Raw genomic sequence first — 26254 nt, forward strand, 5'->3', positions numbered from 1 at the left:
ATGGAAACGGTAAAAGCGGCTAACATTTAAAGGGATGGGTGACATCTTAGCGTTGTCGGAGGAGTAATTTCATGATGATACGTGAACAGATAGAAGAAAAATTAAGGGCAGCGTTCAACCCTGTGTTCCTCGAAGTCGTCGACGAAAGCTATCGTCATAACGTGCCGGCAGGTTCTGAAAGCCACTTTAAAGTGGTTCTGGTTAGCGATCGCTTCACGGGAGAACGTTTCCTGAACCGACATCGCCTGATCTACAGCACCTTGACGGAAGAACTCTCCACGACCGTGCATGCGCTGGCACTGCATACCTACACCATTAAGGAATGGGAAGGCTTGCAGGATACGGTTTTTGCGTCGCCGCCTTGTCGCGGTGCAGGCACCATCGCCTGATAAATCGGATTTGCAACGGCTGGAGCTTTTCCAGTATGTTGCTTACAGATTTCCTCAAAACGGCCTCCGGGCCGTTTTGTTTTGTCTGAGTTTTGAGCGGATGGTGCGATTTTAAGGCTAAAAATAGCCTTAAAGTGTGAAAAAAGCCGCAGCAACATGCTCCAACCGTTCTCGACTCACCTAAGTGATGCCGCTATAATGCCGCGTCTTATTGAATGTCTTCGGGATGATTCTGGCGACAGGGAATGTGAATCTGCACTAAGAGAGCATCCCGGTATAACAGACAGATTCAGAGTTGACCGAGCACTGTGATTTTTTTGAGGTAACAAGATGCAAGTTTCAGTTGAAACCACTCAAGGCCTTGGCCGCCGTGTAACGATTACTATCGCTGCTGACAGCATCGAAACTGCTGTGAAAAGCGAGCTGGTCAACGTAGCAAAAAAAGTACGTATTGACGGCTTCCGTAAGGGCAAAGTACCAATGAATGTTGTTGCTCAGCGTTATGGCGCTTCCGTGCGTCAGGATGTGCTGGGTGAACTGATGAGCCGCAACTTTATCGACGCGATCATCAAAGAAAAAATCAATCCAGCCGGCGCGCCAAACTACGTGCCAGGTGAATACAAACTGGGCGAAGACTTCACCTACTCCGTAGAGTTCGAAGTGTACCCGGAAGTTGAGCTGAAAGGCCTGGAATCTATCGAAGTTGAAAAACCGATCGTTTCCGTGACCGACGAAGACGTTGACGGCATGCTGGACACCCTGCGTAAGCAGCAGGCGAACTGGAAAGAGAAAGAAGGCGCTGTTGACGCGGAAGACCGCGTAACCATCGACTTCACCGGTTCTGTAGACGGCGAAGAGTTCGAAGGCGGCAAAGCGTCTGACTTCGTACTGGCAATGGGCCAGGGTCGTATGATCCCAGGCTTCGAAGACGGCATCAAAGGCCACAAAGCGGGCGAAGAGTTCACCATCGACGTGACCTTCCCTGAAGAGTACCACGCTGAAAACCTGAAAGGTAAAGCAGCGAAGTTCGTCATCAACCTGAAGAAAGTTGAAGAGCGCGAACTGCCAGAACTGACTGAAGAGTTCATCAAGCGTTTCGGCGTGGAAGATGGTTCTGTTGCTGGCCTGCGTACCGAAGTGCGTAAGAACATGGAGCGCGAGCTGAACGGTGCTGTGCGTAACCGCGTGAAATCTCAGGCGATTGAAGGTCTGGTAAAAGCGAACGAAATCGACGTTCCTGCTGCCCTGATCGACAGCGAAATCGACGTGCTGCGCCGTCAGGCTGCACAGCGCTTCGGTGGCAACCAGCAGCAAGCGATGGAACTGCCGCGCGAGCTGTTCGAAGAGCAAGCGAAACGCCGCGTTGTTGTTGGCCTGCTGCTGGGCGAAGTGATTCGTACCCACGAGCTGAAAGCTGACGAAGAGCGTGTGAAGGGCCTGATCGAAGAGATGGCGTCTGCATACGAAGATCCATCAGAAGTGATCGAGTTCTACGGTAAGAACAAAGAGCTGATGGACAACATGCGCAACGTCGCACTGGAAGAGCAGGCTGTTGAAGCGGTACTGGCGAAAGCGAAAGTGACCGAAAAAGCGACCTCTTTCAACGAACTGATGAACCAGCAGGCGTAATTTCGCTCTAACGGTTTAAAGTTTGAACAAAAAACCCGTTGCCTTCCGGCGACGGGTTTTTTTTATCGCTGCATGGGTTCTGGAAGGGTGCTAAAACGCCCTTTCAGTGTTAGCGTTACAACAAAAGGTTGTTATGCTTGAAATAGGGCGTGGCGAACCCCATAAGTATGTAATCACGATGATTGAGACTGGCTGATAATCCGTCCATAAGGTTACAATCAGTACAGCAGGTGTTTTCAATTTTGAACCAGGAGACGGAAATGTCATACAGTGGCGAACGAGATAACTTTGCACCCCATATGGCGCTGGTGCCAATGGTTATTGAACAGACCTCACGCGGTGAGCGTTCTTTCGATATCTATTCCCGTCTGCTCAAGGAACGCGTTATCTTTCTGACTGGCCAGGTAGAAGACCATATGGCTAACCTGATCGTGGCGCAGATGCTGTTCCTGGAAGCGGAAAACCCGGAAAAAGACATTTACCTGTATATCAACTCGCCTGGCGGTGTGATTACGGCGGGCATGTCCATTTATGACACCATGCAGTTCATCAAGCCAGATGTCAGCACTATCTGTATGGGGCAGGCTGCATCCATGGGGGCCTTCCTGTTAACCGCAGGGGCGAAAGGTAAGCGTTTCTGCCTGCCTAACTCCCGCGTGATGATTCACCAGCCGCTGGGGGGTTACCAGGGGCAGGCGACGGATATCGAAATCCACGCCCGCGAAATTCTGAAAGTAAAAGCGCGCATGAATGAACTTATGGCGCAGCATACAGGTCAATCTCTTGAGCAGATCGAGCGCGATACCGAGCGCGATCGCTTCCTCTCTGCTCCAGAGGCAGTTGAGTACGGCTTAGTCGACTCCGTATTGACCCATCGTAATTGATGCCCGCGACGCGAGTGTGCCGCTATACTAAGGTAGGGCGGCACGCTGCTTAAAGCACACGCGTCTTAGAATGGCATTTGCGTCGTCATGTGCGGCACAAAGAACTTAAAAAGAGGTTTGGACTCATGACAGATAAACGCAAAGATGGTTCGGGCAAACTGCTGTACTGCTCTTTTTGCGGCAAAAGCCAGCATGAAGTGCGTAAACTGATTGCCGGGCCGTCCGTGTATATCTGCGACGAATGCGTCGATTTATGTAACGACATCATTCGCGAAGAGATTAAAGAAGTTGCGCCGCACCGTGAGCGTAGCGCATTGCCAACGCCGCATGAGATTCGTCATCACCTTGACGACTATGTCATCGGTCAGGAGCAGGCAAAGAAAGTGCTGGCGGTGGCGGTATACAACCACTACAAACGTCTGCGTAACGGCGACACCAGCAATGGCGTAGAACTGGGCAAAAGTAACATTCTGCTGATCGGGCCAACCGGCTCCGGTAAAACGCTGCTGGCGGAAACCCTGGCGCGCCTGCTGGATGTTCCGTTTACCATGGCGGATGCCACCACCCTGACCGAAGCCGGTTATGTGGGTGAAGACGTTGAGAACATCATTCAGAAGCTGCTGCAGAAGTGCGATTACGACGTTCAGAAAGCACAGCGTGGGATTGTTTATATTGATGAGATCGACAAGATCTCCCGTAAATCAGACAACCCGTCCATCACCCGTGACGTGTCGGGTGAAGGGGTGCAGCAGGCCCTGCTGAAGCTGATCGAAGGTACGGTTGCGGCCGTTCCGCCGCAGGGTGGACGCAAACATCCGCAGCAGGAGTTCCTGCAGGTCGATACCTCCAAGATCCTGTTTATTTGCGGCGGCGCGTTTGCTGGTCTGGATAAAGTCATTTCCCACCGTGTTGAAACCGGCTCCGGCATTGGTTTTGGCGCAACGGTGAAGGCGAAGTCCGAGAAAGCCAACGAAGGTGAACTGCTTTCGCAGGTTGAGCCTGAAGATCTGATCAAATTTGGTCTGATCCCTGAATTCATTGGCCGTCTGCCGGTTGTGGCAACGCTGAATGAGCTGAGCGAAGACGCGCTGATTCAGATCCTGAAAGAGCCGAAAAATGCGCTGACCAAGCAGTATCAGGCGCTGTTCAATCTGGAAGGCGTTGAGCTGGAATTCCGTGACGAAGCGCTGGATGCGATTGCCAAGAAAGCGATGGCGCGTAAAACCGGTGCGCGTGGTTTGCGCTCTATCGTTGAAGCGGCATTGCTCGACACCATGTACGATTTGCCGTCGATGGAAGACGTCGAAAAAGTGGTTATCGACGAGTCCGTGATCGGCGGCCAATCCAAGCCGCTGCTGATTTACGGTAAACCGGAAGCCCAGCAGGCATCTGGCGAATAATTCACCAAATCATACAAGCAGTTAATCAAAAAGGGGGGATTTTATCTCCCCTTTACTTTTTCCGTATTCATAGCGTTGAATGTGTGGGAAACATCCCCATATACTGGATACATGTTAATGGTTATGTGAAGCACTGTGACATGACCAGCTTACCTGGCGGACACTAAACTAAGAGAGAGCTCTATGAATCCTGAGCGTTCTGAACGCATTGAAATCCCCGTATTGCCGTTGCGCGATGTGGTGGTTTATCCGCACATGGTCATACCCTTATTTGTAGGGCGGGAAAAATCTATCCGTTGCCTCGAAGCCGCCATGGATCATGATAAAAAAATCATGCTGGTGGCCCAGAAAGAAGCATCAACGGATGAGCCGGGTGTAAACGATCTTTTCACCGTCGGGACCGTGGCCTCTATTTTACAAATGCTGAAGCTGCCGGACGGCACCGTGAAGGTGCTGGTCGAAGGCTTACAGCGTGCGCGTATTACCACGCTGTCAGACGATGGCGAACACTTCTCTGCCAAGGCAGAGTACCTTGATTCACCTGAACTTGATGAGCGCGAGCAGGAAGTGCTGGTACGTACCGCGATTAGCCAGTTCGAAGGCTATATCAAGCTGAACAAGAAAATCCCACCAGAAGTGCTGACGTCGCTGAACAGCATCGACGATCCTGCGCGTCTGGCGGACACCATCGCTGCACACATGCCGCTGAAGCTGGCTGACAAACAGTCCGTGCTGGAGATGTCCGACGTTAACGAACGTCTGGAATATCTGATGGCGATGATGGAGTCTGAAATCGATCTGCTGCAGGTTGAGAAGCGCATTCGTAACCGCGTGAAAAAGCAGATGGAAAAATCTCAGCGTGAGTACTATCTGAATGAGCAAATGAAGGCCATTCAGAAAGAGCTGGGCGAGATGGACGACGCACCGGACGAAAACGAAGCGCTGAAGCGTAAGATCGACGCGGCGAAGATGCCGAAAGAGGCGAAAGAGAAAGCCGAAGCAGAACTGCAGAAGCTGAAAATGATGTCTCCGATGTCGGCTGAAGCAACCGTCGTGCGCGGCTACATTGAGTGGATGGTGCAGGTTCCGTGGAACGCCCGCAGCAAGGTCAAGAAAGACCTGCGTCAGGCCCAGGAGATCCTCGATACTGACCACTACGGCCTGGAACGCGTGAAAGACCGCATCCTTGAGTACCTCGCGGTACAGAGCCGTGTAAACAAAATTAAAGGCCCAATTCTGTGCCTGGTAGGACCGCCGGGGGTGGGTAAAACCTCTCTGGGCCAGTCCATCGCCAAAGCGACCGGACGTAAGTACATCCGTATGGCGCTGGGCGGCGTGCGTGATGAAGCGGAAATCCGCGGTCACCGCCGTACCTACATCGGTTCTATGCCGGGTAAACTGATCCAGAAAATGGCGAAAGTGGGGGTTAAAAATCCGCTGTTCCTGCTTGATGAGATCGACAAAATGTCGTCGGACATGCGCGGCGACCCGGCGTCTGCTCTGCTGGAAGTGCTTGATCCAGAACAGAACGTGGCGTTCAGCGATCACTACCTGGAAGTGGACTACGACCTCAGCGATGTAATGTTCGTGGCAACGTCCAACTCCATGAACATACCGGCACCGCTGCTGGACCGTATGGAAGTGATCCGCCTCTCCGGTTATACCGAAGACGAAAAGCTGAACATTGCTAAACAGCACCTGCTGCCGAAGCAGATTGAGCGTAACGCGCTGAAAGCCAACGAGTTGACCGTCGAGGACAGCGCGATTATCGGCATCATTCGCTACTACACCCGTGAAGCGGGCGTGCGTAGCCTTGAGCGCGAAATATCTAAGCTGTGCCGTAAGGCGGTAAAACAGCTGCTGCTGGATAAGAGCCTGAAGCACATCGTGATTAACGGTGACAATCTGCATGCCTACCTCGGCGTTCAGCGCTTCGACTATGGCCGCGCGGATAACGAAAACCGCGTGGGTCAGGTGACCGGTCTGGCATGGACGGAAGTGGGCGGCGATCTGCTGACCATCGAAACCGCCTGTGTGCCGGGCAAAGGCAAGCTGACCTACACCGGCTCGCTGGGTGAAGTGATGCAGGAGTCCATCCAGGCTGCGCTGACCGTGGTGCGCGCGCGCGCGGAAAAACTGGGTATCAACCCGGATTTCTACGAAAAACGCGACATTCACGTTCACGTTCCTGAAGGGGCGACGCCGAAAGATGGCCCAAGCGCGGGTATTGCCATGTGTACCGCTCTGGTTTCCTGTCTGACGGGCAACCCGGTACGTGCCGATGTGGCAATGACCGGTGAAATTACCCTGCGCGGTCAGGTCCTGCCAATCGGCGGGTTAAAAGAAAAACTGCTGGCGGCACACCGCGGTGGGATCAAAACCGTATTGATCCCTTACGAAAACAAACGCGATCTGGAAGAGATTCCGGACAACGTGATTGCCGATCTGCAGATCCATCCTGTTAAGCGAATTGAGGAAGTTCTCAGTCTGGCACTGCAGAATGAACCCTCCGGAATGCAGGTTGTAACCGCAAAATAGTGACCTCGCGCAAAGAGCGTCAATAAAAACAAGGCTGGTAAGTCATTTCGCACTTGCCAGCCTTTTTTTGTATAGCTAATTTAGATTGCTGATTAGGTCAGCCATCAACAACGGGTGTTGTAAGGTCATGGCAGGCCTGATATAACTGCTGCGCGGTCGCGTTGTGAAGGACTCAGGCGCGATATAAATTATAAAGAGAGGAAGAGAACAGTGAATAAATCTCAACTGATTGACAAAATTGCTGCTGGTGCTGATATTTCTAAAGCTGCAGCTGGACGTGCGTTAGATGCATTAATTGCTTCTGTTACTGAATCTCTGCAGGCTGGGGACGACGTTGCACTGGTAGGCTTCGGTACTTTTGCTGTTAAAGAGCGTGCTGCCCGTACTGGCCGCAACCCTCAGACCGGTAAAGAGATCACCATTGCTGCTGCTAAAGTGCCGGGTTTCCGTGCAGGTAAAGCGCTGAAAGACGCAGTAAACTGATTGCTTTCCCGTTTCAGGGAAGCCGGATAGTACAAGGGCGCATCGTTTGATGTGCCTTTTTTGTTTGTCCAGACCTGATTTGTGCGAGTTTATGCGAGTTGTGGGCTGACAATCGCCCCGTTTTCTTGTCACAATACGCCTTCACGCGCGACGGGCAGGATTTTCCGTCAGCGTCAGGTAACCAGTCACCTACAGCGGAGTGTTGTTACACCATGATGGACAGCTTACGCACGGCTGCTAACAGTCTCGTGCTCAAGATTATTTTCGGTATCATTATCGTGTCGTTCATATTGACCGGCGTGAGCAGTTACCTTATTGGCGGTGGCGCGAACTATGCCGCAAAAGTGAATGGCCAGGAAATCAGCCGTGATCAGTTCGAGAATGCTTTTGCCGGTGAGCGTAACCGTATGCAGCAACAGCTGGGCGACCAATTCTCTGAACTGGCGGCGAATGAAGGGTACATGAAAACCCTGCGCCAACAGACACTGAACCGTCTTATCGACGAAGCGCTGCTGGCTCAGTATGCCAAAAAGCTGGGCCTTGGCATCAGCGACGAGCAGGTCAAAAAAGCGATCTTCGCCACTCAGGCATTCCAGTCTAACGGTAAATTCGACAACGCGCGTTACAACAGTATCGTTAACCAGATGGGCATGACGGCGGATCAGTACGCGCAGGCGCTGCGTAACCAGCTGACAACCCAGCAGCTCATTAACGCTGTCGTGGGTACCGATTTCATGCTTAAAGGTGAAACCGACGAACTGGCCGCGCTGGTGGCACAGCAGCGCGTGGTCCGTGAAGCGACAATTGATGTGAACGCCCTGGCGGCGAAACAGCAGGTGAGCGACGCAGACGTTAATGCTTACTACGAGCAGAATAAAAACGCCTTTGTTTCTCCGGAGCAGTTCCGCGTCAGCTACATCAAGCTGGATGCAGCTGCGCTGCAGGAAAGCGCGTCTGATGCCGAGATCCAGTCTTACTACGACCAGCATCAGGATCAGTTCACTCAGCCGCAGCGTAACCGCTACAGCGTGATTCAGACCAAAACTGAAGCAGATGCTAAGGCGGTACTGGATGAGCTGAACAAAGGCGCTGATTTCGCCACCCTTGCGAAAGCGAAATCCACCGACATTATCTCTGCGAAAAACGGCGGTGATATGGGCTGGCTGGAAGACGCAACCACGCCCGACGAGCTGAAAAATGCCGGCCTGAAAGAGAAAGGCCAGCTGTCTGGTGTGATTAAATCATCCGTTGGTTTCCTGGTCGTGCGTCTGGACGACATCACCCCGGCGAAAACCAAGCCGCTGGCTGAGGTTCGTGATGATATTGCCGCGAAAGTGAAACAGGAAAAAGCCCTGGATGCCTACTACGCGCTGCAGCAGAAGGTGAGCGATGCTGCCAGCAACGACAACGAATCTCTGGCAGGTGCAGAGCAGGCGGCGGGTGTGAAAGCGGTTGAGACCGGCTGGTTTGGTCGCGACAACCTGCCGGAAGAGCTGAACTTCAAACCGGTTTCTGATGCCATCTTTAACGGTGGTCTGGTGGGCGAGAACGGCACGCCGGGCAGCAACTCTGACATCATTACCGTTGACGGCGATCGCGCCTTTGTTCTGCGCGTCAGCGAGCACAAGCCAGAAGCGGTCAAACCGCTGGCGGAAGTGAAGGATCAGGTCGTCGCTCAGGTTAAGCACAACAAAGCAGAACAGCAGGCTAAACTGGACGCTGAGAAGATTCTGGCCGATCTGAAAGCGGGTAAACAGGACGCGCTGAAAGCGGCAGGTCTGAGCTTCGGTGAGGCGAAAACGCTTAGCCGCACCGGTCAGGACCCAATCAGTCAGGCCGCGTTTAGCCTGACGCTGCCGGCAAAAGACAAGCCAAGCTTCGGTACCACCACCGATATGCAGGGTAACGTTGTTCTGCTGGCGCTGGACGACGTGAAAGCCGGCACTCTGCCAGAAGCGCAGAAGAAGGCGATGGTTCAGGGCATTACTCAGAACAATGCTCAGATTGCTTTCGAAGCCATGATGAGCAACCTGCGTAAAGACGCCAAAATCAAGCTGGGCGATGTCATGACTCAGCAGCAGTAATTACGTGTCTGCTCGCAGATTTTCGTAACGCTCTGCAAAAACTAAAGGCCGCTTTCGCGGCCTTTTCCATTTCTGCAATCTGCTGTTTGTGCCTGTTTTCACAGGCGGCTATCGTTGCGTGGCTGTCAACAAACAAGGAGATAACAGCATGAAATGTGGAATCAAAGCACTGTTAATTACGCTGGCTATTGCCACCACCGGGATGAGCGCGGGCGCGCAGGCGGCGGCGACCGCCGCCAAACCACAGGCTACGCAGAGCAAGTCCGACGCGGCCGCGCCGGTACAAGGGCAGACCAAAGCGGCTGACGCCGGTAAAAATGCGGATGATGACGGTACGCGGGTCAGCATTAACTCGGCCTCGGCAGAGGATCTCGCCCGCGCAATGAATGGCGTGGGCCTGAAAAAAGCGCAGGCTATCGTCAGCTATCGTGAAGAGTACGGCCCATTCAAAACGGTCGACGATCTCAAACAGGTTCCGGGCATGGGCAGCGCGCTGGTTGAGCGCAACCTCTCACACCTGACACTGTAATAACGCAATTTCTTGCACTGCGGCAAAAGTTTGCCAGGATAAAGAGGTCATACCAGTTATGACCTCTGATCCTATAACAATGAAAGGCTATTGCGCTATGCAGACAAAAATCAAAGTACGCGGTTTCCATCTTGATGTTTATCAGCACGTCAATAATGCTCGCTATCTCGAGTTTCTTGAAGAAGCGCGCTGGGACGGGCTGGAAAACAGCGAAAGCTTTCAGTGGCTGACCGCGCACAACATCGCGTTCGTGGTCGTCAATATCAACATCAACTATCGCCGTCCGGCCGTGCTGGGCGATGTGCTCACCGTGACCAGCCAGGTACAACAGCTAAACGGCAAAAGCGGCGTGTTAAGCCAGGTGGTGACGCTCGATCCAGAAGGGCAGGTGGTGGCTGATGCACTGATCACCGTTGTCTGTATCGATCTGAAAACTCAGAAAGCGCTGCCGCTGGAAGGGGAATTGCGGGAAAAGCTGGAGTTGATGATCGTATAAGACATATTAAGGCGCACTCGTGCTGTCGACTCCTGTTTTGCGACAGCACGGTCAAAAAACGCTATTTAAGTCCGGTCTTTTGCTTCATTGCCGCCATCACGCCGACTTTATCAGCCAGGTAATGGTTAAGCCCGTTAGCGCGCAGATTACAGGCGGCGCACTGGCCGCAACCGTCGCCTTTGATGCCGTTATAGCAGGTGAGGGTTTCGCTGCGAACCAAATCCAGCTTGCCCCAGTAGTCGGCCAGCGCCCAGGTTTCGGCTTTATCCAGCCACATGAGCGGGGTTTCAAAGCGCGTCTCTTTCGCCATCCCCAGATTGACGGCGTGGTTGAGCGCTTTGACAAACTCATCGCGGCAGTCCGGGTATCCTGAGAAGTCGGTCTCGCATACGCCCGTAATTACCGCTTCGGCTTTTACCTGATAGGCATAAATCGCCGTCAGGGTCAGGAACAGAATATTACGCCCCGGCACAAACGTGTTCGGAATGCCGCTGGCATCGGGTTCGTAGTCCGGTACAGGAATACTGTCCCGGGTGAGGCTGCTGACGGCCAGTTCATTTAACAGCGTAACGTCCAGCACCTTGTGCGCGCGTGCCCCTAGTTTGAGGGCCAGTTCACGGGCAACGTCGATTTCAGCGCGGTGACGCTGGCCATAATCGAAAGTCACACAGTGAACTTCATCATACTGATGAAGGGCCTGAACCAGGCAGGTTGTAGAGTCTTGTCCTCCGCTGAACACGACGACGGCACGTTTCATAAATCATCTCGACTGTTACGGTAAAAACGTTATGTTACCGTCTGGCTACGGCGGCGACCAGCTTCTTCACGATTTGGGGGCGGGTAGCCAGGCTTCGGTAAAATCAAACCAGCCGCGGGTGTTGAGGCGTATGCCGTTGACTCCCGGCGGGGCGCTGATTTGATATTGATAGTTAAAAAGTGGCGTCAGCACCGCATTCTCCATCAGGCGGTTGAAAATGGCTTGCAGGCCGGCGTGTCGGTCCCGAGCTTCGGCCTGAGACTGCACCGCATCCAGCGTGGCTTGCAGATGGGCGTAGGCCGGTGCGCTTAACACGTGCGGCCACAGGGCATCGCAGCGCAGCCACTGCTCAAGCGTATACGCTGGCGCTTCGCCAATCAGCCTGTCCCCCATCATGATATCTGCATCGGCAAGCTGCTGGCATCCGTCCCACGTCTTGGCGTCGTGGAAGATGACGGTCAGGTCACAACCCTGTCGCGCCAGGTACGCCTTTAACTGGCTGGCCATGGTGTGAAGCTCAACGGGAAGATGGTAAACCAGCGTCAGCGCCTCAGGCAGGGCAACGTCCGTTAAGTCAGGCCATTCGGGGATTGTCCAGCCGGGAAGCAGTTCCCCGGTGGGCGTAATGAGTCCTTCGTTGAGCGGAAGCGTGTGCAGAAGCCTGGAGAGATGGATGATATTGATAAGCCGCTTCGCCTGGATCTCACTCAGACGCGCGCTCTGTTTCAGCGTGAGGTAACAGAAGCCCAGGCTGGTGCTGCTGCTGACCAGCCTCAGGGTTTCAAGCTCATCGGCCTCGCCAATCGCGATTTGCACCGGGTGACGACAGCTGGTGCCCAGCCTGTAATCAAACAGCTGGGGGGTGATCCAGTATTCGATGGCTTTGAGCAGCGGATGGCTCAGGTGGTATTGCTCATGGCTTTCCAGACGAACCAGGTCGGGCTCAAAGGCGGCCAGCCGGAAGGGGCCGCAGCCAAGTTCAGGATAGTCGGGATGCGCCAGACGGCTGCAGTAGGTTGCCAGCCTGTGCGCCAGCCAATAGTCCGGTTGATGCAGCGTAAATGTCAGACACTGTGGATGCGTTGTTTCGATACGTAAAACGCTCCTGAACAGGGTGCGCAGGGCGGGAAGCGTCAACAGTGCCGTCAGGCTTCGCTGGAGCTGCGCCGTTTCTATTTTATCGCCGTTATGCCAGTGCAGGGTGGAGCGAATGTAGAAATGCCAGCGCAGCCCGTCAGCAGAGACCTCCCAGTGATGCGCGAGATCGCCCGTGGGTTCACTGCTGTTACCGTTAAAACGCGTCAAGCCTGAAAATACCTGTCCCGCCAGATGCTGCTCCGCCCGGCCAGGCAAAAAGCCCGGCTGAAGCGGCTCCAGCGAGCGATAGTAGGGGATGCGCAGCGTCGGCGTGTCGTTTTGCCACTGCCCGCCTAAAAACGGATGCAGCAACGATCTCAGTGCTTCAGGAGCAAGCTGGGCCAGCTCCAGCGCGTTATGCTGCTGCCCGCTCTTCAGCGCCTCTTCCATCATCGCATTGCGCAGTGACTCCGGGCTGGCATGGAACGTCAGCTCACCGCGTTTGCCGCGACCAGACCGCGCGTGCCAGCTGAGCCAGCCCGCCTCCTGAGCCTGACGCAGCAGGGTGCGGACATGGCGCTCGCTACAAAAACAGCGGCTGGCAAGCTCACTTATGGTGACCTGCTGTGGAGCGCCAGCGGAAGGTTGCCACAGGCGTTGATACTGGTTAAGACGGTTAAGCTGGCGCATAAGAAACCCGGAACAATAATTTTCATCTATTCACTATTACTTCCGTATATCTCACACGATACTGATGCACAAGTTAATCGCATCACATTTCAGGAGTAATCATGGCCCGCCTCGCTGCATTTGATATGGACGGTACGTTGTTAATGCCGGATCACCGTCTGGGGGAGAAAACGCTGAGTACCCTGAAGCGTCTGCGCGAGCGTGATGTCACCCTGACGTTTGCCACTGGCCGCCACGTGCTGGAGATGCGTCATCTGCTGGGCACGTTTTCCCTGGATGCGTTTTTAATCACGGGTAACGGAACGCGCATTCACACCGTTGAAGGAGAGGTGCTGCACCGCCAGGATCTCAACCCGGAAGTGGCGGATAGTGTTCTGCACAGCACGTGGGACACGCAGGCCAGTATCCACGTATTCAACGATCAAGGCTGGTTTACCGGAAGCGAAATCCCCGAATTATTACACGCGCATGTTTATAGCGGCTTCAAATACCAGCTTATCGATCTGCGCCGGATCCCTGCCCACGCGGTGACCAAGATTTGCTTCTGTGGCGATCATGACGATCTTTGCCGCTTACGCATTCAATTAAATGAGGCGCTGGGCGACCGGGCGCACCTGACCTTCTCGGCGGTGGATTGTCTTGAAGTCCTGCCGGTGGGCTGTAACAAAGGTTCAGCCCTGGCGGTGCTCAGCGACCACCTGGGCTTAACGCTGCAGGAGTGTATGGCGTTTGGCGACGCCATGAATGACCGCGAAATGCTGGGCAGCGTGGGGCGCGGCCTGATTATGGGGAATGCGATGCCGCAGCTGATCGCAGAGCTTCCTCATCTGCCGGTTATCGGACACTGCGGCAACGAAGCGGTGTCCCATTTTTTGACGCATTGGCTGGACAACAACAACCTCCCATATTCCCCCGAATAGTGAGACCCTTCCAGCAAGCCAGACTTCGGTCTGGCTTTTTTTTATTTCAGCAGCTGCGCAATCTGCGCTTTCCACGGGGTGATGTCGCCGATGTTGGCCTGTACCCACTCCGCATTGTAGTAGGTCTCAAGGTAGCGCTCGCCGCTGTCGCACAGCAGCGTGACGATGGAGCCGGTACGGCCTTCCTCGCGCATGCGTGCCGCAAGCTGCAGTACGCCCCACATGTTGGTGCCCGTTGATGCACCAACTTTGCGGCCGAGCTGCGTCTCCAGCCAGTGCGCGGTGGCGACGCTGGCGGCGTCCGGCACGCGGAGCATTTCGTCGACAACGTCAGGAATGAACGACGGTTCCACGCGCGGGCGGCCAATTCCTTCAATTTTACTGCCCACCGGGCTGCGCAGGCCGGCATCGCGGCTTTGCCAGTAGTCGAGGAACACGGAGTTCTGGGGGTCAACTACCATCAGCTGGGTATCGTAGCCCTGACAGCGAATGTAGCGTCCGATAGTGGCTGACGTGCCGCCCGTACCGGCGCTCATCACAATGTACGACGGAACCGGATGCGGTTCGTGGGTCATCTGGCGGAAAATACTGTCGGCAATGTTGTTATTGCCGCGCCAGTCCGTTGCGCGCTCGGCAAAGGTGAACTGGTCCATATAGTGGCCGTTTAGCTCGCGGGCGAGTATTTCAGAGGCGGCATAGATTTCGCAGGCGCTTTCCACAAAATGGCAGCGTCCGCCGTAAAATTCGATCTGCTCGATTTTTCGTTTTGCGGTGCAGGAGGGCATCACGGCGATAAACGGCAGGCCCAGCAGACGAGCGAAATAGGCTTCAGACACCGCCGTTGAACCGGATGAGGATTCAATAATGGTCGTGCCTTCTTTGATCCAGCCGTTGCACAAACCGTATAAAAACAGAGAGCGCGCCAGGCGATGCTTCAGGCTACCGGTAGGATGGGTGCTTTCATCCTTCAGGTAGAGCTGAATACCGCCAAATCCCGGCAGGGGGAGGCGAATCAGGTGGGTATCCGCCGAGCGCTGGTAGTCGGCATTGATTTCGCTGATGGCATGTTTAACCCAGGTGCTATTCATCGTAGTTATCCGTTTGTCATTTTGTGCCCAGCATAGCGAAAAGCACAGAAAAAATTGTTGCTATCTGGCCTTTAAAATAGAATGAAGGGAGAAAAATTTTCTCTATGAGGTGGGTATGCTAGATAAAATTGACCGCAAGCTCCTTTCATTGCTGCAAAGTGACTGTACCCTCTCTTTGCAGGCGCTGGCAGATGCCGTTAATCTGACCACCACACCGTGCTGGAAGCGCCTAAAAAAGCTGGAAGATGACGGCATTCTTCTGGGGCGCGTCGCATTACTCGATCCCGAAAAACTGGGGCTTGGGCTGACAGCATTTGTGCTGATAAAAACCCAACACCACAGCAGCGAGTGGTATTGCCGCTTCGTCACTCAGGTGTCTGAGATGCCCGAGGTGCTCGGCTTCTGGCGTATGGCCGGCGAGTACGATTACCTGATGCGCGTCCAGGTGGCTGACATGAAGCGCTATGATGATTTCTACAAGCGGCTGGTGAACAGCGTCCCGGGCTTGTCGGACGTCACCTCAAGCTTCGCCATGGAACAGATTAAGTACACCACAGCCTTACCCATTGAATAACTTCGTAAAATACCTTCAGGAACAAACCGCGTGCGATTATTTGCCCAATTAAGCTGGTACTTTCGTCGGGAGTGGCAACGCTACCTCGGTGCAGTCGCCCTGCTTATTATCATTGCCATTTTGCAGCTGATCCCGCCGAAGGTGGTGGGCTACGTCGTGGATGGCGTCACTGAACAGCATTACACCACCGCACGGGTGTTGATGTGGGTCGGCACGCTGGTGCTGACGGCGGTCATTGTTTATCTCCTGCGCTACGTCTGGCGCGTGCTGCTGTTTGGTGCGTCCTATCAGCTGGCCGTTGAGCTGCGTGAAGATTTTTACCGCCAGCTGAGCCGACAGCATCCCGAATTTTATCTGCGTCATCGCACCGGGGATCTCATTGCCCGCGCGACGAACGACGTCGATCGCGTGGTCTTTGCCGCCGGGGAAGGGGTGTTAACGCTGGTGGACTCGCTGGTGATGGGCTGTGCGGTGCTGATCGTCATGTCCACGCAGATCAGCTGGCAATTAACCCTGCTCGCCCTGCTGCCGATGCCGATCATGGCGCTGGCGATCAATCGCTACGGCGAACAGCTGCACGAGCGCTTCAAGCTGGCGCAGGCGGCTTTTTCTTCTCTGAACGATCGCACCCAGGAGAGCATGACCAGCATCCGCATGATCAAAGCGTTTGGCCTGGAAGATAGGCAGTCCGCGCTGTTTGCGGCCGATGCGGCAGACACGGGGGCGAAAAACATGCGCGTCGCGCGTATTGATGCGCGATTTGATCCAACGATTTATGTCGCAATCGGCATGGCAAACCTGCTTGCCATTGGTGGCGGGAGCTGGATGGTGGTGCAGGGCACATTGACCCTGGGGCAATTGACCAGCTTTGCGATGTATCTGGGGCTGATGATCTGGCCGATGCTGGCGCTGGCCTGGATGTTTAACATCGTAGAGCGCGGCAGCGCCGCCTACAGCCGCATCCGCGCCATGCTGGCCGAAGCGCCGGTGGTCAATGACGGCAGCGAAGCGGTGCCGAAAGGGCGCGGCGTTATGAACGTCGACGTTCGCAAATTTGTCTATCCGCAAACGGAACATCCGGTGCTGGAGAACGTTAGCTTTACGCTGCGGCCGGGCCAGATGCTGGGCATCTGCGGCCCGACGGGGTCCGGAAAAAGTACCGTGCTCTCTCTGCTTCAGCGCCACTTTGACGTCACCGAGGGCGATATCCGTTTCCATGATATCCCCCTGGCGAACCTGCTGCTGGACGAGTGGCGTGGCCGTCTGGCGGTAGTCAGCCAGACGCCGTTTTTATTTTCGGACACCGTGGCGAATAACATTGCGCTTGGTCACCCGTCGGCGACGCAGGAAGAGATCGAACACGTGGCGCGCTTAGCCAGCGTACATGACGATATTTTGCGTCTGCCGCAGGGCTACGAAACGGAAGTCGGGGAACGTGGCGTCATGCTGTCCGGCGGGCAGAAACAGCGAATCTCGATTGCTCGCGCGCTGCTGCTGAATGCTGAAATCCTCATTCTGGATGATGCGCTCTCCGCCGTGGATGGTCGTACCGAGCATCAGATTCTGCATAACCTGCGCCAGTGGGGCGACGGACGCACGGTGATTATCAGCGCCCACCGTTTGTCAGCGCTCACCGAGGCCAGCGAAATTCTGGTCTTACAGCACGGACACATTGCCCAGCGCGGGCAGCATGAAACGCTTGCCGAGCAGCCGGGCTGGTATCGCGATATGTACCGCTATCAACAGCTTGAGGCGGCGCTGGACGATGCGCCGGAACAGGATCAGGAGGCCACCAATGCGTAAGCTCGGAACGATGTGGCCGACGCTCAAACGTCTGCTGGCCTACGGCTCGCCGTGGCGCAAACCGCTCTCCGTGGCCGTGCTTTTACTCTGGATAGCGGCGATTGCTGAGGTGAGCGGGCCGCTGCTCATCAGCTACTTCATCGACAATATGGTCGCCAAAAGCTACCTGCCGCTGGGGCTGGTGGCGGGCTTAGGCGTGGCCTACGTTGGGTTGCAGCTGGCGGCGGCAGGGCTGCACTATGCGCAGTCGCTGCTGTTTAACCGTGCCGCCGTGGGCGTGGTTCAGCAGCTGCGCACGGATGTAATGGACGCGGCGCTTCGCCAGCCGCTCAGCGAGTTTGATATCCAGCCGGTCGGGCAGGTGATTTCGCGCGTGACCAACGATACCGAAGTGATCCGCGACCTGTACGTCACCGTGGTCGCGACGGTGTTACGCAGTGCGGCGCTGATCGGCGCGATGCTGGTGGCGATGTTCAGCCTCGACTGGCGCATGGCGCTGGTGGCGATTACCATCTTCCCGGCGGTGCTGATCGTGATGATCATCTACCAGCGCTACAGCACGCCAATCGTGCGTCGGGTGCGCGCCTATCTGGCCGACATTAACGATGGCTTCAACGAAGTGATTAACGGCATGAGCGTCATCCAGCAGTTCCGCCAGCAGGCGCGCTTTGGCGAGCGGATGGGCGAAGCCAGCCGATCGCACTATATGGCGCGTATGCAGACGCTGCGCCTCGACGGCTTCCTGCTGCGTCCGCTGCTCAGCCTTTTCTCTGCGCTGGTGCTTTGCGGTTTACTGATGCTCTTTGGCCTGAGCTCAAGCGGTACGATTGAAGTGGGCGTGCTGTACGCTTTTATTAGCTATCTGGGGCGCCTTAACGAGCCGCTGATCGAGCTCACGACCCAGCAATCGATGCTGCAGCAGGCGGTCGTCGCCGGCGAGCGCGTGTTTGAGCTGATGGACAGGCCGCGCCAGGCCTACGGTCATGACGAGCGACCTCTGCAAAGCGGCGCCATTGCCTTTGATAACGTCTCGTTTGCCTATCGCGAAGACCGGCTGGTGTTGCAGGACATTACGCTGGATGTCCCGTCGCGCGGTTTCGTGGCGCTGGTGGGACATACGGGCAGCGGCAAGAGCACGCTCGCCAGCCTGTTGATGGGCTACTACCCGGTCACGCAAGGCGAAATCCGCCTCGACGGTCGCCCGCTCGCGTCTCTCAGCCACAACGTGTTGCGTAAAGGCGTCGCGATGGTGCAGCAGGATCCGGTCGTCCTGGCCGATACCTTCTACGCCAACGTGACCCTGGGGCGAGACTACTCTCAGGAGCAGGTATGGGAGGTGCTGGAAAAAGTGCAGCTGGCAGACCTGGCGCGCGGGTTTAGCGACGGGATTAACACCCGGCTGGGCGAGCAGGGAAACAACCTTTCCGTTGGGCAAAAGCAGCTTCTCGCGCTGGCGCGGGTGCTGATTGAAACTCCGCAGGTGCTGATTCTGGATGAAGCGACGGCCAGCATTGACTCCGGCACCGAGCAGGCTATCCAGCAGGCGCTGGCCGCGGTACGCGACCATACGACGCTGGTGGTGATTGCCCATCGCCTTTCCACCATTGTCGATGCCGATACCATTCTGGTGCTGCATCGTGGACAAGCCGTGGAGCGCGGGACGCACCGTGAGCTGCTGGAAGCCAAAGGGCGCTACTGGCAGATGTATCAGCTTCAGCTGGCGGGCGAAGAGCTCGCGGCCAGCGTGCGCGAGGAAGAGTCGCTCAGCGCCTGATGCACCAAAACAAAGCAACGCGCTAACAGTCATTCCTGTTGGTGCAATACTGAAATGCACCGTGCACCGACATGGTGCGTTTTTTTTCGCCGGTTCATTAAGGAAGACGGCATAACGCTCGTCGCACCGCTTTTCTCCCTCCATTTCATTTCTGGCACACCCCTTGCAATACCTTCTGCGTGAGCTGCGGCCATTACCGAATTCTGACTGGAGGGGATCTATGAAGCTGGTTACGGTGGTAATCAAACCATTCAAACTGGAAGACGTGCGTGAAGCATTGTCCTCAATGGGTATTCAGGGACTGACTGTCACCGAAGTGAAAGGCTTTGGTCGTCAGAAGGGTCATGCCGAGCTTTATCGCGGGGCGGAATACAGCGTTAACTTTCTGCCAAAAGTAAAAATTGATGTCGCGATTGCTGACGATCAGCTTGATGAAGTGATTGATGTGATTAGCAAAGCGGCCTACACCGGCAAAATTGGCGACGGCAAAATTTTCGTTGCCGAACTGCAGCGCGTCATTCGCATTCGTACCGGCGAATCTGACGAAGCGGCACTGTAAATAACGCCTGGCACACAGTGATAGGGATCGAGAAAATGAAGATAGCAACACTTAAAACGGGTCTGGGTTCGCTGGCACTGCTGCCGGGCCTGGCGCTGGCTGCTCCTGCCGTGGCAGACAAAGCCGATAACGCCTTTATGATGATCAGCACCGCGCTGGTGCTGTTCATGTCTATCCCGGGCATTGCGCTGTTCTACGGCGGCCTGATCCGCGGCAAAAACGTTCTCTCCATGCTGACGCAGGTTGCCGTGACGTTCGCGCTGGTCTGCGTGCTGTGGGTGGTTTACGGTTACTCGCTGGCCTTCGGTACCGGCAACGCCTTCTTTGGTAACTTCGACTGGGTAATGCTGAAAAATATTGAGCTGACCGCGCTGATGGGCAGCTTCTACCAGTACATCCACGTCGCGTTCCAGGGCTCGTTCGCCTGCATTACCGTCGGGCTGATTGTGGGCGCGCTGGCGGAGCGCATCCGTTTCTCTGCCGTTCTGATCTTCGTGGTGGTCTGGCTGACCCTCTCCTATGTGCCGATTGCGCACATGGTCTGGGGCGGTGGTCTGCTGGTAACGCACGGCGCGCTGGACTTTGCGGGCGGTACCGTTGTACATATCAACGCCGCGGTAGCGGGTCTGGTGGGCGCATACCTGATTGGCAAACGCGTGGGCTTCGGTAAAGAGGCGTTCAAACCGCATAACCTGCCGATGGTGTTTACCGGTACGGCTATCCTCTACTTTGGCTGGTTCGGCTTCAACGCCGGCTCCGCAAGTGCCGCTAACGAAATCGCCGCGCTGGCCTTCGTGAACACCGTTGTGGCGACGGCGGGTGCAATTCTCTCCTGGGTATTCGGCGAGTGGGCGGTACGCGGTAAACCTTCCCTGCTGGGTGCCTGTTCAGGGGCGATTGCCGGTCTGGTCGGTATCACCCCGGCGTGTGGCTATGTGGGTGTCGGTGGTGCGCTGCTGGTGGGACTGGTCGCGGGCCTGGCAGGTCTGTGGGGCGTCACCGCACTGAAACGCGTGCTGCGCGTGGATGACCCTTGCGATGTGTTCGGCGTCCACGGCGTGTGCGGCATCGTTGGCTGTATCATGACCGGCATCTTCGCCGCGAAATCACTGGGTGGCGTGGGCTACGCAGAAGGTGTCACCATGGTTCATCAGGTGCTGGTGCAGCTGGAAAGTATCGCTATCACCGTGGTGTGGTCTGCCGTTGTCGCCTTCATCGGCTATAAGCTGGCGGATATGACCGTTGGGCTGCGCGTACCGGAAGAGCAGGAGCGCGAAGGTCTGGACGTCAACAGCCACGGCGAGAATGCGTATAACGCCTGATAAAAAGCAAAACGGCAACTTCGGTTGCCGTTTTTAATGTTTATTCCCTCTCCCATGGGAGAGGGTCAGGGTGAGGGCATCAGGCCGCCACACCATTACCCGCGATTACGCATTACCCCTTCCTGCACCGTAGAAGCGACCAGCACGCCGTCCTGGGTATAAAACTCTCCACGCACAAACCCGCGAGCGCTCGACGCTGACGTACTCTCCACGCTGTAAAGCAGCCACTCATTCATATTGAACGGACGGTGGAACCACATGGAGTGATCGATGGTTGCGACCTGCATCCCTTTTTCAAGGAAACCAACGCCGTGCGGCTGTAGCGCAACCGGCAGAAAGTTAAAGTCTGACGCGTAGCCCAGCAGATACTGATGCACGCGGAAATCTTCCGGCACGGTGCCATTGGCGCGGATCCAGACCTGACGCTTCGGCTCGGCGGTGTGGCCTTTCATGGGGTTGTGGAACTCAACCGGGCGGATCTCCAGCGGTTTATCGCAGAGAAACTTCTCTTTGACCTGCGGCGGAAGCAGATGCGCCAGCGCGCGGGCGATATCGGTCTCTGATTTGAGTTCGTCCGGCGACGGTGCTGGCGGCATCACTTTCTGATGTTCATACCCCGGTTCCGGCGCCTGGAAAGAGGCGGTCATATAAAAGATTGGCTTACCGTTCTGAACGGCCGCCACGCGGCGTGCGCTGAAGCTGTTGCCGTCTCTCAGGACTTCAACGTCATACACGATCGGTTTTGCGCTGTCGCCAGGGCGTAAGAAATAGCTGTGGAATGAGTGCACCAGGCGGTCTGCAGGGACGGTCTCCTTTGCAGCGTAGAGCGCTTGTCCAACGACCTGGCCGCCGAAAACCTGACGTAAGCCGAGGTCTTCGCTCTGCCCGCGATAGAGTCCTTCCTCAATTTTTTCCAGATTCAGTAATGTCAGCAGATTGTTCAGTGCCTGACTCATAATTATCCTCAATAAACGCCGTAGCGAAAGATAGGCAGAGTATAACGCAGAAATGAAAGTGGTCCGATGGGTAGAATAATCTGAATGTCGGCACGTTTTTAGGCATTAATCGGTGATCTGTGCCACACTTAAAAACGTTATGTGATTGAAACGACATCGGATGGGATCGATCCCGCTGGTGCATTGATGATAAGGAGACTTCAATGAAACTCGTGCCCATGCTAAGTGGTGTAGCTATTGCGGTGGCGTTGTCCGCCTGTGCCGGTAAGAGCGCCCAGGTGCCGGTACCAGCTGCAGATCCGAACGGGATTAATACCCTTTCACAGCAATCCATTCAGCAGCCTAACGTTTCCGGTACAATCTGGATTAAACAGAGAGTCGCTTTGCCGCCGGATGCGGTACTAACGGTCACGCTGTCTGATGCTTCCCTGGCGGACGCGCCGTCGAAGGTGCTGGCTCAGCGCGCGGTCCGTACTGAAGGTAAGCAGGCTCCGTTTAGCTTCGTGTTGCCGTATAACCCGTCAGACGTGCAGCCGAATGCCCGTATTCTGCTGAGCGCAGCGGTAACCATCAACGGCAAGCTGGTCTTTATCACCGATACGGTCCAGGAAGCGATTAACCACGGTGGAACCAAAATCGACCTGAATCTGGTGCCGGTGCAGCAAACCGAAGTCCCGGTTGCTCCACAGACCAATCAGCCGTCCCTGCCAACCCCACCGACCCAGATGTAACTGTTGCTCTTACCCTCTCCTTCGGGGGAGGGTTTAGTACACCCAGCGGTATTTCTGCAAATCTATCTGTCCTGCGCCCGACACCTGCACACCCTCTGAAAGCAACGCCTGACGCTGACGCTGGAGATCCGGCCCGGTCAGCGAGATAGCGCCATGACGGTTCACTACCCGATGCCAGGGCAACGTACTGCCTTCCGGCAGCCGCTTCAAGACGCCGCCGACCTGTCGCGCCGCGCGCGGAGAGCCTGCCAGCCTTGCCACATCACCATAGGTGGTGACATAGCCTTCCGGAATCGAGGCCACGATTTGCCATACGCGCTGGGGAAAGGAGTCGTTTTCGTCCATACCTTCACCTGTGGGGATGTTTGGACCGTCATGGTAAACGAAGATCGTCCTGATTGCTGCGCCTGTTTGCGCAAGAAACCAGCATCCGGTTCCTGGTCGCTTGCAATTGGCTCTTCGCACAGGGATAATGCGCCAGCGCGTTGGTTATCAACGCTCTCAATGGGGGCTCTGTTGGTTCTCCCGCAACGCTACTCTGTTCACCAGGTCAGGTCCGGAAGGAAGCAGCCAGGGCAGACGACGTGGGTGCCGGGATGTAGCTGGCAGGGCCCCCACCCATTTCTGGCCTCATCCATCTTTCCTGTTTCCATCTCTTTTTAGCCTTTATTCCACAATAATATAATGCCTATACCGTGTAATATATATTTCATCGCTCTGAAATATTACTGTCATAAACCTGTAATAATAGACTGGCATTTTATAATTGGACGTCTATTTTCGTCAAAATTCAAAAAAATATAGATCTGGATAACAGTGATAACTTCGTGTATTAAATAAAGTACTTATTCCGAAGGGAAGTGACAAACATGGCTACTGCAGTTTTAAATGTTAAAATTGACGAAGCGCTAAAAGAAAGACTCCGCCACTCTGCGGAAGTAAATAACGAAAATTTAAGCGTGACCACAGAGAAACTGCTGCTGCTGGCGTTTGAAGCAGTAGAAGAGGCGGGAGTATCGGAAGAGGATATTGATAATCAGCATACGGAAGAAGAGAATGTTTCTCCTTTTACTCCTAAAGAAATCAAGGCTCTACGTAAACTTCTGAAGAAGAGAAAATGAAACAACAACTGTCAACTGCCAGTGACTACAACGAGGCCTGCGCTCTGTTGCGTTCAGGCTACGTGAAGCATGTACGTCTTGGCTGGAATGTTGGAAGCGATGAGTTCTTTCGTATTGCGTCTGACTGGTGTGATACCGGTGCAAAAATAAAGAAAGACGGTGATAATTTCGTTATTTCCCTGAAAGGTTTCCCCATTCCTCCTCAGCACTAAATCCTGACCAGTGAAAACTGCTGACTGCATATATTACAGTCAGCAGTTTTTATTTTATGATCCAGTTCAAAATTTTAATATTAAACCAGGCGGCGTTTGACTGCTGGCGTATTTGAATTTAGCGCGAGCCATAACGGTTTAATCCGCAGCAATGCCGCTTCCAGCTCCGCTGGCTCCAGCGAAAAGGGCATACGTAAAAAGCGGTCAAACGCCCCCGATAAGCCAAACCGCGTCCCGGTTCCCAGGTTAATCCCGATGATTTCTGCCCGTGCGGCAAGCTGTGTCGCCAGCATGCCAGGAAGTTCGATCCAGTAAGAGAGCCCACCCTCCGCCTCATGAAACGTCCACTCCGGGAAATGTTCTCGCAGCAGGTTACTGCAGCGATCGCGCCGTTCCGCCAGCATCTTGCGGCGAGCGGGCAGAAAACGCTCGCTGTTGTCGATAAGCCACAGCGTCGCCAGCTGCTCAAGCAGCGGCGAGCCTAAATCCAGCGTATCGCGCGTCTGGGCGAGCGTGGCGATAGTCCGCGAGGAGGCGCGGATCCAGCCGAGACGCAGCCCGCCCCAGAAGCTTTTTCCGGCAGAGCCTAGCGTAATCACGCTGGCCTGCGGGTTAAACGATGCCAGCGGTGGCGGCGGTGGCGAATCAAACCAGAGATCGACCATCGTTTCATCCACGACCAGCGCCGTGCGGGTCTGGGCTGCTATATCAGCGATTGCCTGACGGGTGGCGATATCCATGCATCGACCGGTTGGGTTGTGAAAATCTGGCATCAGGTAGGCCAGGCGCGGCGCGGTCTGGGCAAGCGTAGCCGCAAAGCCATCCGTATCCCAGCCCGTTTCCGGTAACGACACTCCTACTGGCCGACACTGTGCTCCCTGAATAGCGGCAATCGCCAGCGGATAGGTGGGGTGATCGACCACGACGCGATCCCCCGGTCCGGCCATCATCCGCAGCACCAGCGCGAACCCGCTGACGGCACCGTTGACCACCATCACCTCGTCTGCACGGGTGGGAAGACCTCGCGCGGTATAGCGCGCAGCGATGGCCTCCCGTAGCGACGGCAGCCCAAGCTGCTCGTAGCCCGTCAGCGATAGGTGTTGAGTAATAGCCGTAAGTGCATGGGTGTAAGCCTGGTGGATCTCCGGCCCTGCGCTGAGGGCGGCAGTGGAAAGATCCAGGGCGACGCTCGCTGCGGAAAGGGTGGGAACGGCGCGTGCATCCGGGAGGATGACGCGCGACCCGCTGCCGTGGCGGCTTTCAAGATAACCCTCTTCACGCAGGTGGGCGAGGGCGCTGCTGACGGTGGTTCGGCTGACGTTCAGCGCCGTCGCCAGCTCACGCTCACCCGGCAGGCGCGTATGCAGCGCCAGCCGGCCATCAAGGATTAATAAGCGCAGCGCGTCGGCCAGCTGGCGCCAGAGCGGAGTGCGGGATGAAGTTTGCTGCCAGTGCCCTATAAGGCGTACCACAGACTGGCTTCCGAAGCGGCGTGATGACATGAGCAGTCCACTATTTAAAAACTGGACATTAATCTTAGTGCCATTTTAGGTCAGGATGAAAGCCGGGTTCACTGGAGAAGATAAAAATGGTACGTCGTCTGCTACAACTTTATGTCGGTTTAGGGCTGTATGGGCTTTCCACCGCGATGTTTATTCGTGCGGATCTGGGGGTCGATCCGTGGGATGTGTTTCACCTTGGCGTGGGAATACAGCTGGGGATGAGCATCGGGACGGTGATCATTTTGACCGGGGCTGCGGTGCTCTTACTGTGGATCCCACTGCGTCAGATGCCCGGTCTTGGCACGATCAGCAACGTGATTTGTATCGGTCTGGCGGCGGACGCCAGCATGGCGCTTATCCCCGAACTGAGTTCGTTATCCGTGCGCATCGCTTTCCTGGTGTCGGGCATCGTGATGAACGCGATCGCCACCAGCATGTACATCGGGGCCGGTTTCGGGCCTGGTCCGCGCGACGGCCTGATGACCGGCATTCACGCCCGGCTGGGGTGGTCCATTCGCAGCGTGCGTACCTCCATCGAAGTGTCCGTCCTGCTGATTGGGTGCGTGCTGGGTGGCTCGTTTGGGGTGGGAACCGTGGCGTATGCTCTGACCATTGGCCCGCTTATTCAGCTCTGTTTGCCCTGGTTCCGCCAGAAGCCGCGCGGTGAAAAAATGACGCAGCCGGAGCGGGTTGTTTAATTTGCGAAGCGCTCACATGTTTTAACGGCGTCGCTGTG

At 55.5% G+C, this 26254-nt stretch carries 24 protein-coding genes, 1 other RNA gene and 1 pseudogene; 20 read left to right on the plus strand and 6 right to left on the minus strand.

The genetic code is table 11. The features are described 5' to 3' along the window. Positions 1-71 precede the first annotated feature (71 nt). From bolA to IM313_RS07020, 9 genes are all read left to right on the plus strand, one after another. On the plus strand, positions 72-389 hold the full coding sequence (bolA, locus tag IM313_RS06980) for a transcriptional regulator BolA (RefSeq protein WP_003859051.1): 318 nt from the start codon (positions 72-74) through the stop codon (positions 387-389). A gap of 330 nt (positions 390-719) precedes the next feature. Continuing rightward, positions 720-2018: a trigger factor gene (gene tig / locus IM313_RS06985; protein WP_008503318.1), complete on the plus strand. Its 1299-nt coding sequence runs from the start codon at positions 720-722 to the stop codon at positions 2016-2018. Between the two features lie 260 nt (positions 2019-2278). Beyond that, positions 2279-2902, plus strand: a complete 624-nt coding sequence (gene clpP, locus IM313_RS06990; protein ID WP_014069126.1) for an ATP-dependent Clp endopeptidase proteolytic subunit ClpP — start codon at positions 2279-2281, stop codon at positions 2900-2902. A gap of 125 nt (positions 2903-3027) precedes the next feature. Further along, positions 3028-4302, plus strand: a complete 1275-nt coding sequence (clpX, locus tag IM313_RS06995; protein WP_028012161.1) for an ATP-dependent protease ATP-binding subunit ClpX — start codon at positions 3028-3030, stop codon at positions 4300-4302. Positions 4303-4485: 183 nt separating this feature from the next. Next, positions 4486-6840: an endopeptidase La gene (gene lon / locus IM313_RS07000; protein ID WP_023334706.1), complete on the plus strand. Its 2355-nt coding sequence runs from the start codon at positions 4486-4488 to the stop codon at positions 6838-6840. A gap of 210 nt (positions 6841-7050) precedes the next feature. Next, positions 7051-7323: a nucleoid-associated protein HU-beta gene (gene hupB, locus IM313_RS07005; protein WP_002444653.1), complete on the plus strand. Its 273-nt coding sequence runs from the start codon at positions 7051-7053 to the stop codon at positions 7321-7323. A gap of 212 nt (positions 7324-7535) precedes the next feature. Further along, positions 7536-9407, plus strand: coding sequence for a peptidylprolyl isomerase (gene ppiD, locus IM313_RS07010; RefSeq protein WP_192971480.1), 1872 nt, complete (start codon positions 7536-7538; stop codon positions 9405-9407). A gap of 148 nt (positions 9408-9555) precedes the next feature. Then, on the plus strand, positions 9556-9936 hold the full coding sequence (locus tag IM313_RS07015; protein ID WP_045259901.1) for a helix-hairpin-helix domain-containing protein: 381 nt from the start codon (positions 9556-9558) through the stop codon (positions 9934-9936). Positions 9937-10033: 97 nt separating this feature from the next. Continuing rightward, the gene (locus IM313_RS07020; protein WP_192971479.1) at positions 10034-10432 is read left to right on the plus strand and encodes a YbgC/FadM family acyl-CoA thioesterase; all 399 of its coding nucleotides are present in this window, start codon (positions 10034-10036) and stop codon (positions 10430-10432) included. Between the two features lie 61 nt (positions 10433-10493). Here IM313_RS07020 and queC read toward each other — a convergent pair whose 3' ends face one another. Continuing rightward, complete coding sequence (queC, locus tag IM313_RS07025) at positions 10494-11189, minus strand: 7-cyano-7-deazaguanine synthase QueC (RefSeq protein ID WP_023332238.1); 696 nt, start codon at positions 11187-11189, stop codon at positions 10494-10496. A gap of 66 nt (positions 11190-11255) precedes the next feature. Continuing rightward, positions 11256-12956 (minus strand): SgrR family transcriptional regulator, encoded by a 1701-nt coding sequence (locus IM313_RS07030; RefSeq protein ID WP_192971478.1) that lies wholly within the window; start codon positions 12954-12956, stop codon positions 11256-11258. A 101-nt stretch (positions 12957-13057) separates the two neighbouring features. Between IM313_RS07030 and cof the strand changes: the two genes are divergently transcribed. Beyond that, positions 13058-13876, plus strand: a complete 819-nt coding sequence (gene cof / locus IM313_RS07035; protein ID WP_192971477.1) for an HMP-PP phosphatase — start codon at positions 13058-13060, stop codon at positions 13874-13876. A gap of 41 nt (positions 13877-13917) precedes the next feature. Here the strand turns inward: cof and IM313_RS07040 are convergent, their stop codons facing one another. Next, positions 13918-14964: a PLP-dependent cysteine synthase family protein gene (locus IM313_RS07040; RefSeq protein WP_192971476.1), complete on the minus strand. Its 1047-nt coding sequence runs from the start codon at positions 14962-14964 to the stop codon at positions 13918-13920. Positions 14965-15079: 115 nt separating this feature from the next. On the opposite strand from IM313_RS07040, the gene IM313_RS07045 reads away from it, so the two are divergent. The 5 genes from IM313_RS07045 (at position 15080) to amtB (ending at position 20996) form a co-directional block, all read left to right on the plus strand. Further along, on the plus strand, positions 15080-15538 hold the full coding sequence (locus IM313_RS07045) for an Lrp/AsnC family transcriptional regulator (protein WP_008503307.1): 459 nt from the start codon (positions 15080-15082) through the stop codon (positions 15536-15538). Between the two features lie 30 nt (positions 15539-15568). Further along, positions 15569-17341, plus strand: a complete 1773-nt coding sequence (locus IM313_RS07050; RefSeq protein ID WP_192971475.1) for a SmdA family multidrug ABC transporter permease/ATP-binding protein — start codon at positions 15569-15571, stop codon at positions 17339-17341. Further along, positions 17334-19115: a SmdB family multidrug efflux ABC transporter permease/ATP-binding protein gene (locus tag IM313_RS07055; RefSeq protein ID WP_047367613.1), complete on the plus strand. Its 1782-nt coding sequence runs from the start codon at positions 17334-17336 to the stop codon at positions 19113-19115. The genes IM313_RS07050 and IM313_RS07055 overlap by 8 nt, the downstream gene beginning before the upstream one ends. Before the next feature lie 220 nt (positions 19116-19335). Beyond that, positions 19336-19674 (plus strand): P-II family nitrogen regulator, encoded by a 339-nt coding sequence (gene glnK / locus IM313_RS07060; protein ID WP_008503304.1) that lies wholly within the window; start codon positions 19336-19338, stop codon positions 19672-19674. 35 nt (positions 19675-19709) lie between these two features. Beyond that, positions 19710-20996, plus strand: a complete 1287-nt coding sequence (gene amtB, locus IM313_RS07065) for an ammonium transporter AmtB (RefSeq protein WP_192971474.1) — start codon at positions 19710-19712, stop codon at positions 20994-20996. Between the two features lie 95 nt (positions 20997-21091). Here the strand turns inward: amtB and tesB are convergent, their stop codons facing one another. Further along, positions 21092-21952: an acyl-CoA thioesterase II gene (gene tesB, locus IM313_RS07070; protein ID WP_028012172.1), complete on the minus strand. Its 861-nt coding sequence runs from the start codon at positions 21950-21952 to the stop codon at positions 21092-21094. Positions 21953-22155: 203 nt separating this feature from the next. On the opposite strand from tesB, the gene IM313_RS07075 reads away from it, so the two are divergent. After that, positions 22156-22683, plus strand: coding sequence for a YbaY family lipoprotein (locus IM313_RS07075; RefSeq protein ID WP_028012173.1), 528 nt, complete (start codon positions 22156-22158; stop codon positions 22681-22683). Between the two features lie 33 nt (positions 22684-22716). Here IM313_RS07075 and IM313_RS07080 read toward each other — a convergent pair. Next, positions 22717-23113: pseudogene (locus tag IM313_RS07080) on the minus strand (MGMT family protein). An 84-nt stretch (positions 23114-23197) separates the two neighbouring features. Here IM313_RS07080 and ffs point away from each other — a divergent pair. The 3 genes from ffs (at position 23198) to IM313_RS07095 (ending at position 24016) form a co-directional block, all read left to right on the plus strand. Continuing rightward, positions 23198-23294, plus strand: an RNA gene (ffs, locus tag IM313_RS07085) — signal recognition particle sRNA small type. Between the two features lie 258 nt (positions 23295-23552). After that, on the plus strand, positions 23553-23804 hold the full coding sequence (locus IM313_RS07090) for a hypothetical protein (protein WP_192971473.1): 252 nt from the start codon (positions 23553-23555) through the stop codon (positions 23802-23804). Continuing rightward, positions 23801-24016 carry a hypothetical protein gene (locus IM313_RS07095; RefSeq protein WP_028012176.1) on the plus strand — a complete coding sequence of 72 codons (216 nt, stop codon included), beginning with the start codon at positions 23801-23803 and terminating at the stop codon, positions 24014-24016. The genes IM313_RS07090 and IM313_RS07095 overlap by 4 nt, the downstream gene beginning before the upstream one ends. A gap of 80 nt (positions 24017-24096) precedes the next feature. Here the strand turns inward: IM313_RS07095 and IM313_RS07100 are convergent, their stop codons facing one another. Then, positions 24097-25518, minus strand: a complete 1422-nt coding sequence (locus tag IM313_RS07100; RefSeq protein ID WP_192971472.1) for a PLP-dependent aminotransferase family protein — start codon at positions 25516-25518, stop codon at positions 24097-24099. 86 nt (positions 25519-25604) lie between these two features. Here IM313_RS07100 and IM313_RS07105 point away from each other — a divergent pair, with 86 nt between their 5' ends. After that, entirely contained in the window at positions 25605-26216 is a 612-nt protein-coding gene (locus tag IM313_RS07105) for a YitT family protein (RefSeq protein ID WP_028012178.1), read from the plus strand. The last annotated feature ends 38 nt before the right edge of the window (positions 26217-26254 follow it).

This window comes from Enterobacter cloacae complex sp. P2B (assembly GCF_014895985.1).
Classification (GTDB): domain Bacteria; phylum Pseudomonadota; class Gammaproteobacteria; order Enterobacterales; family Enterobacteriaceae; genus Enterobacter; species Enterobacter bugandensis.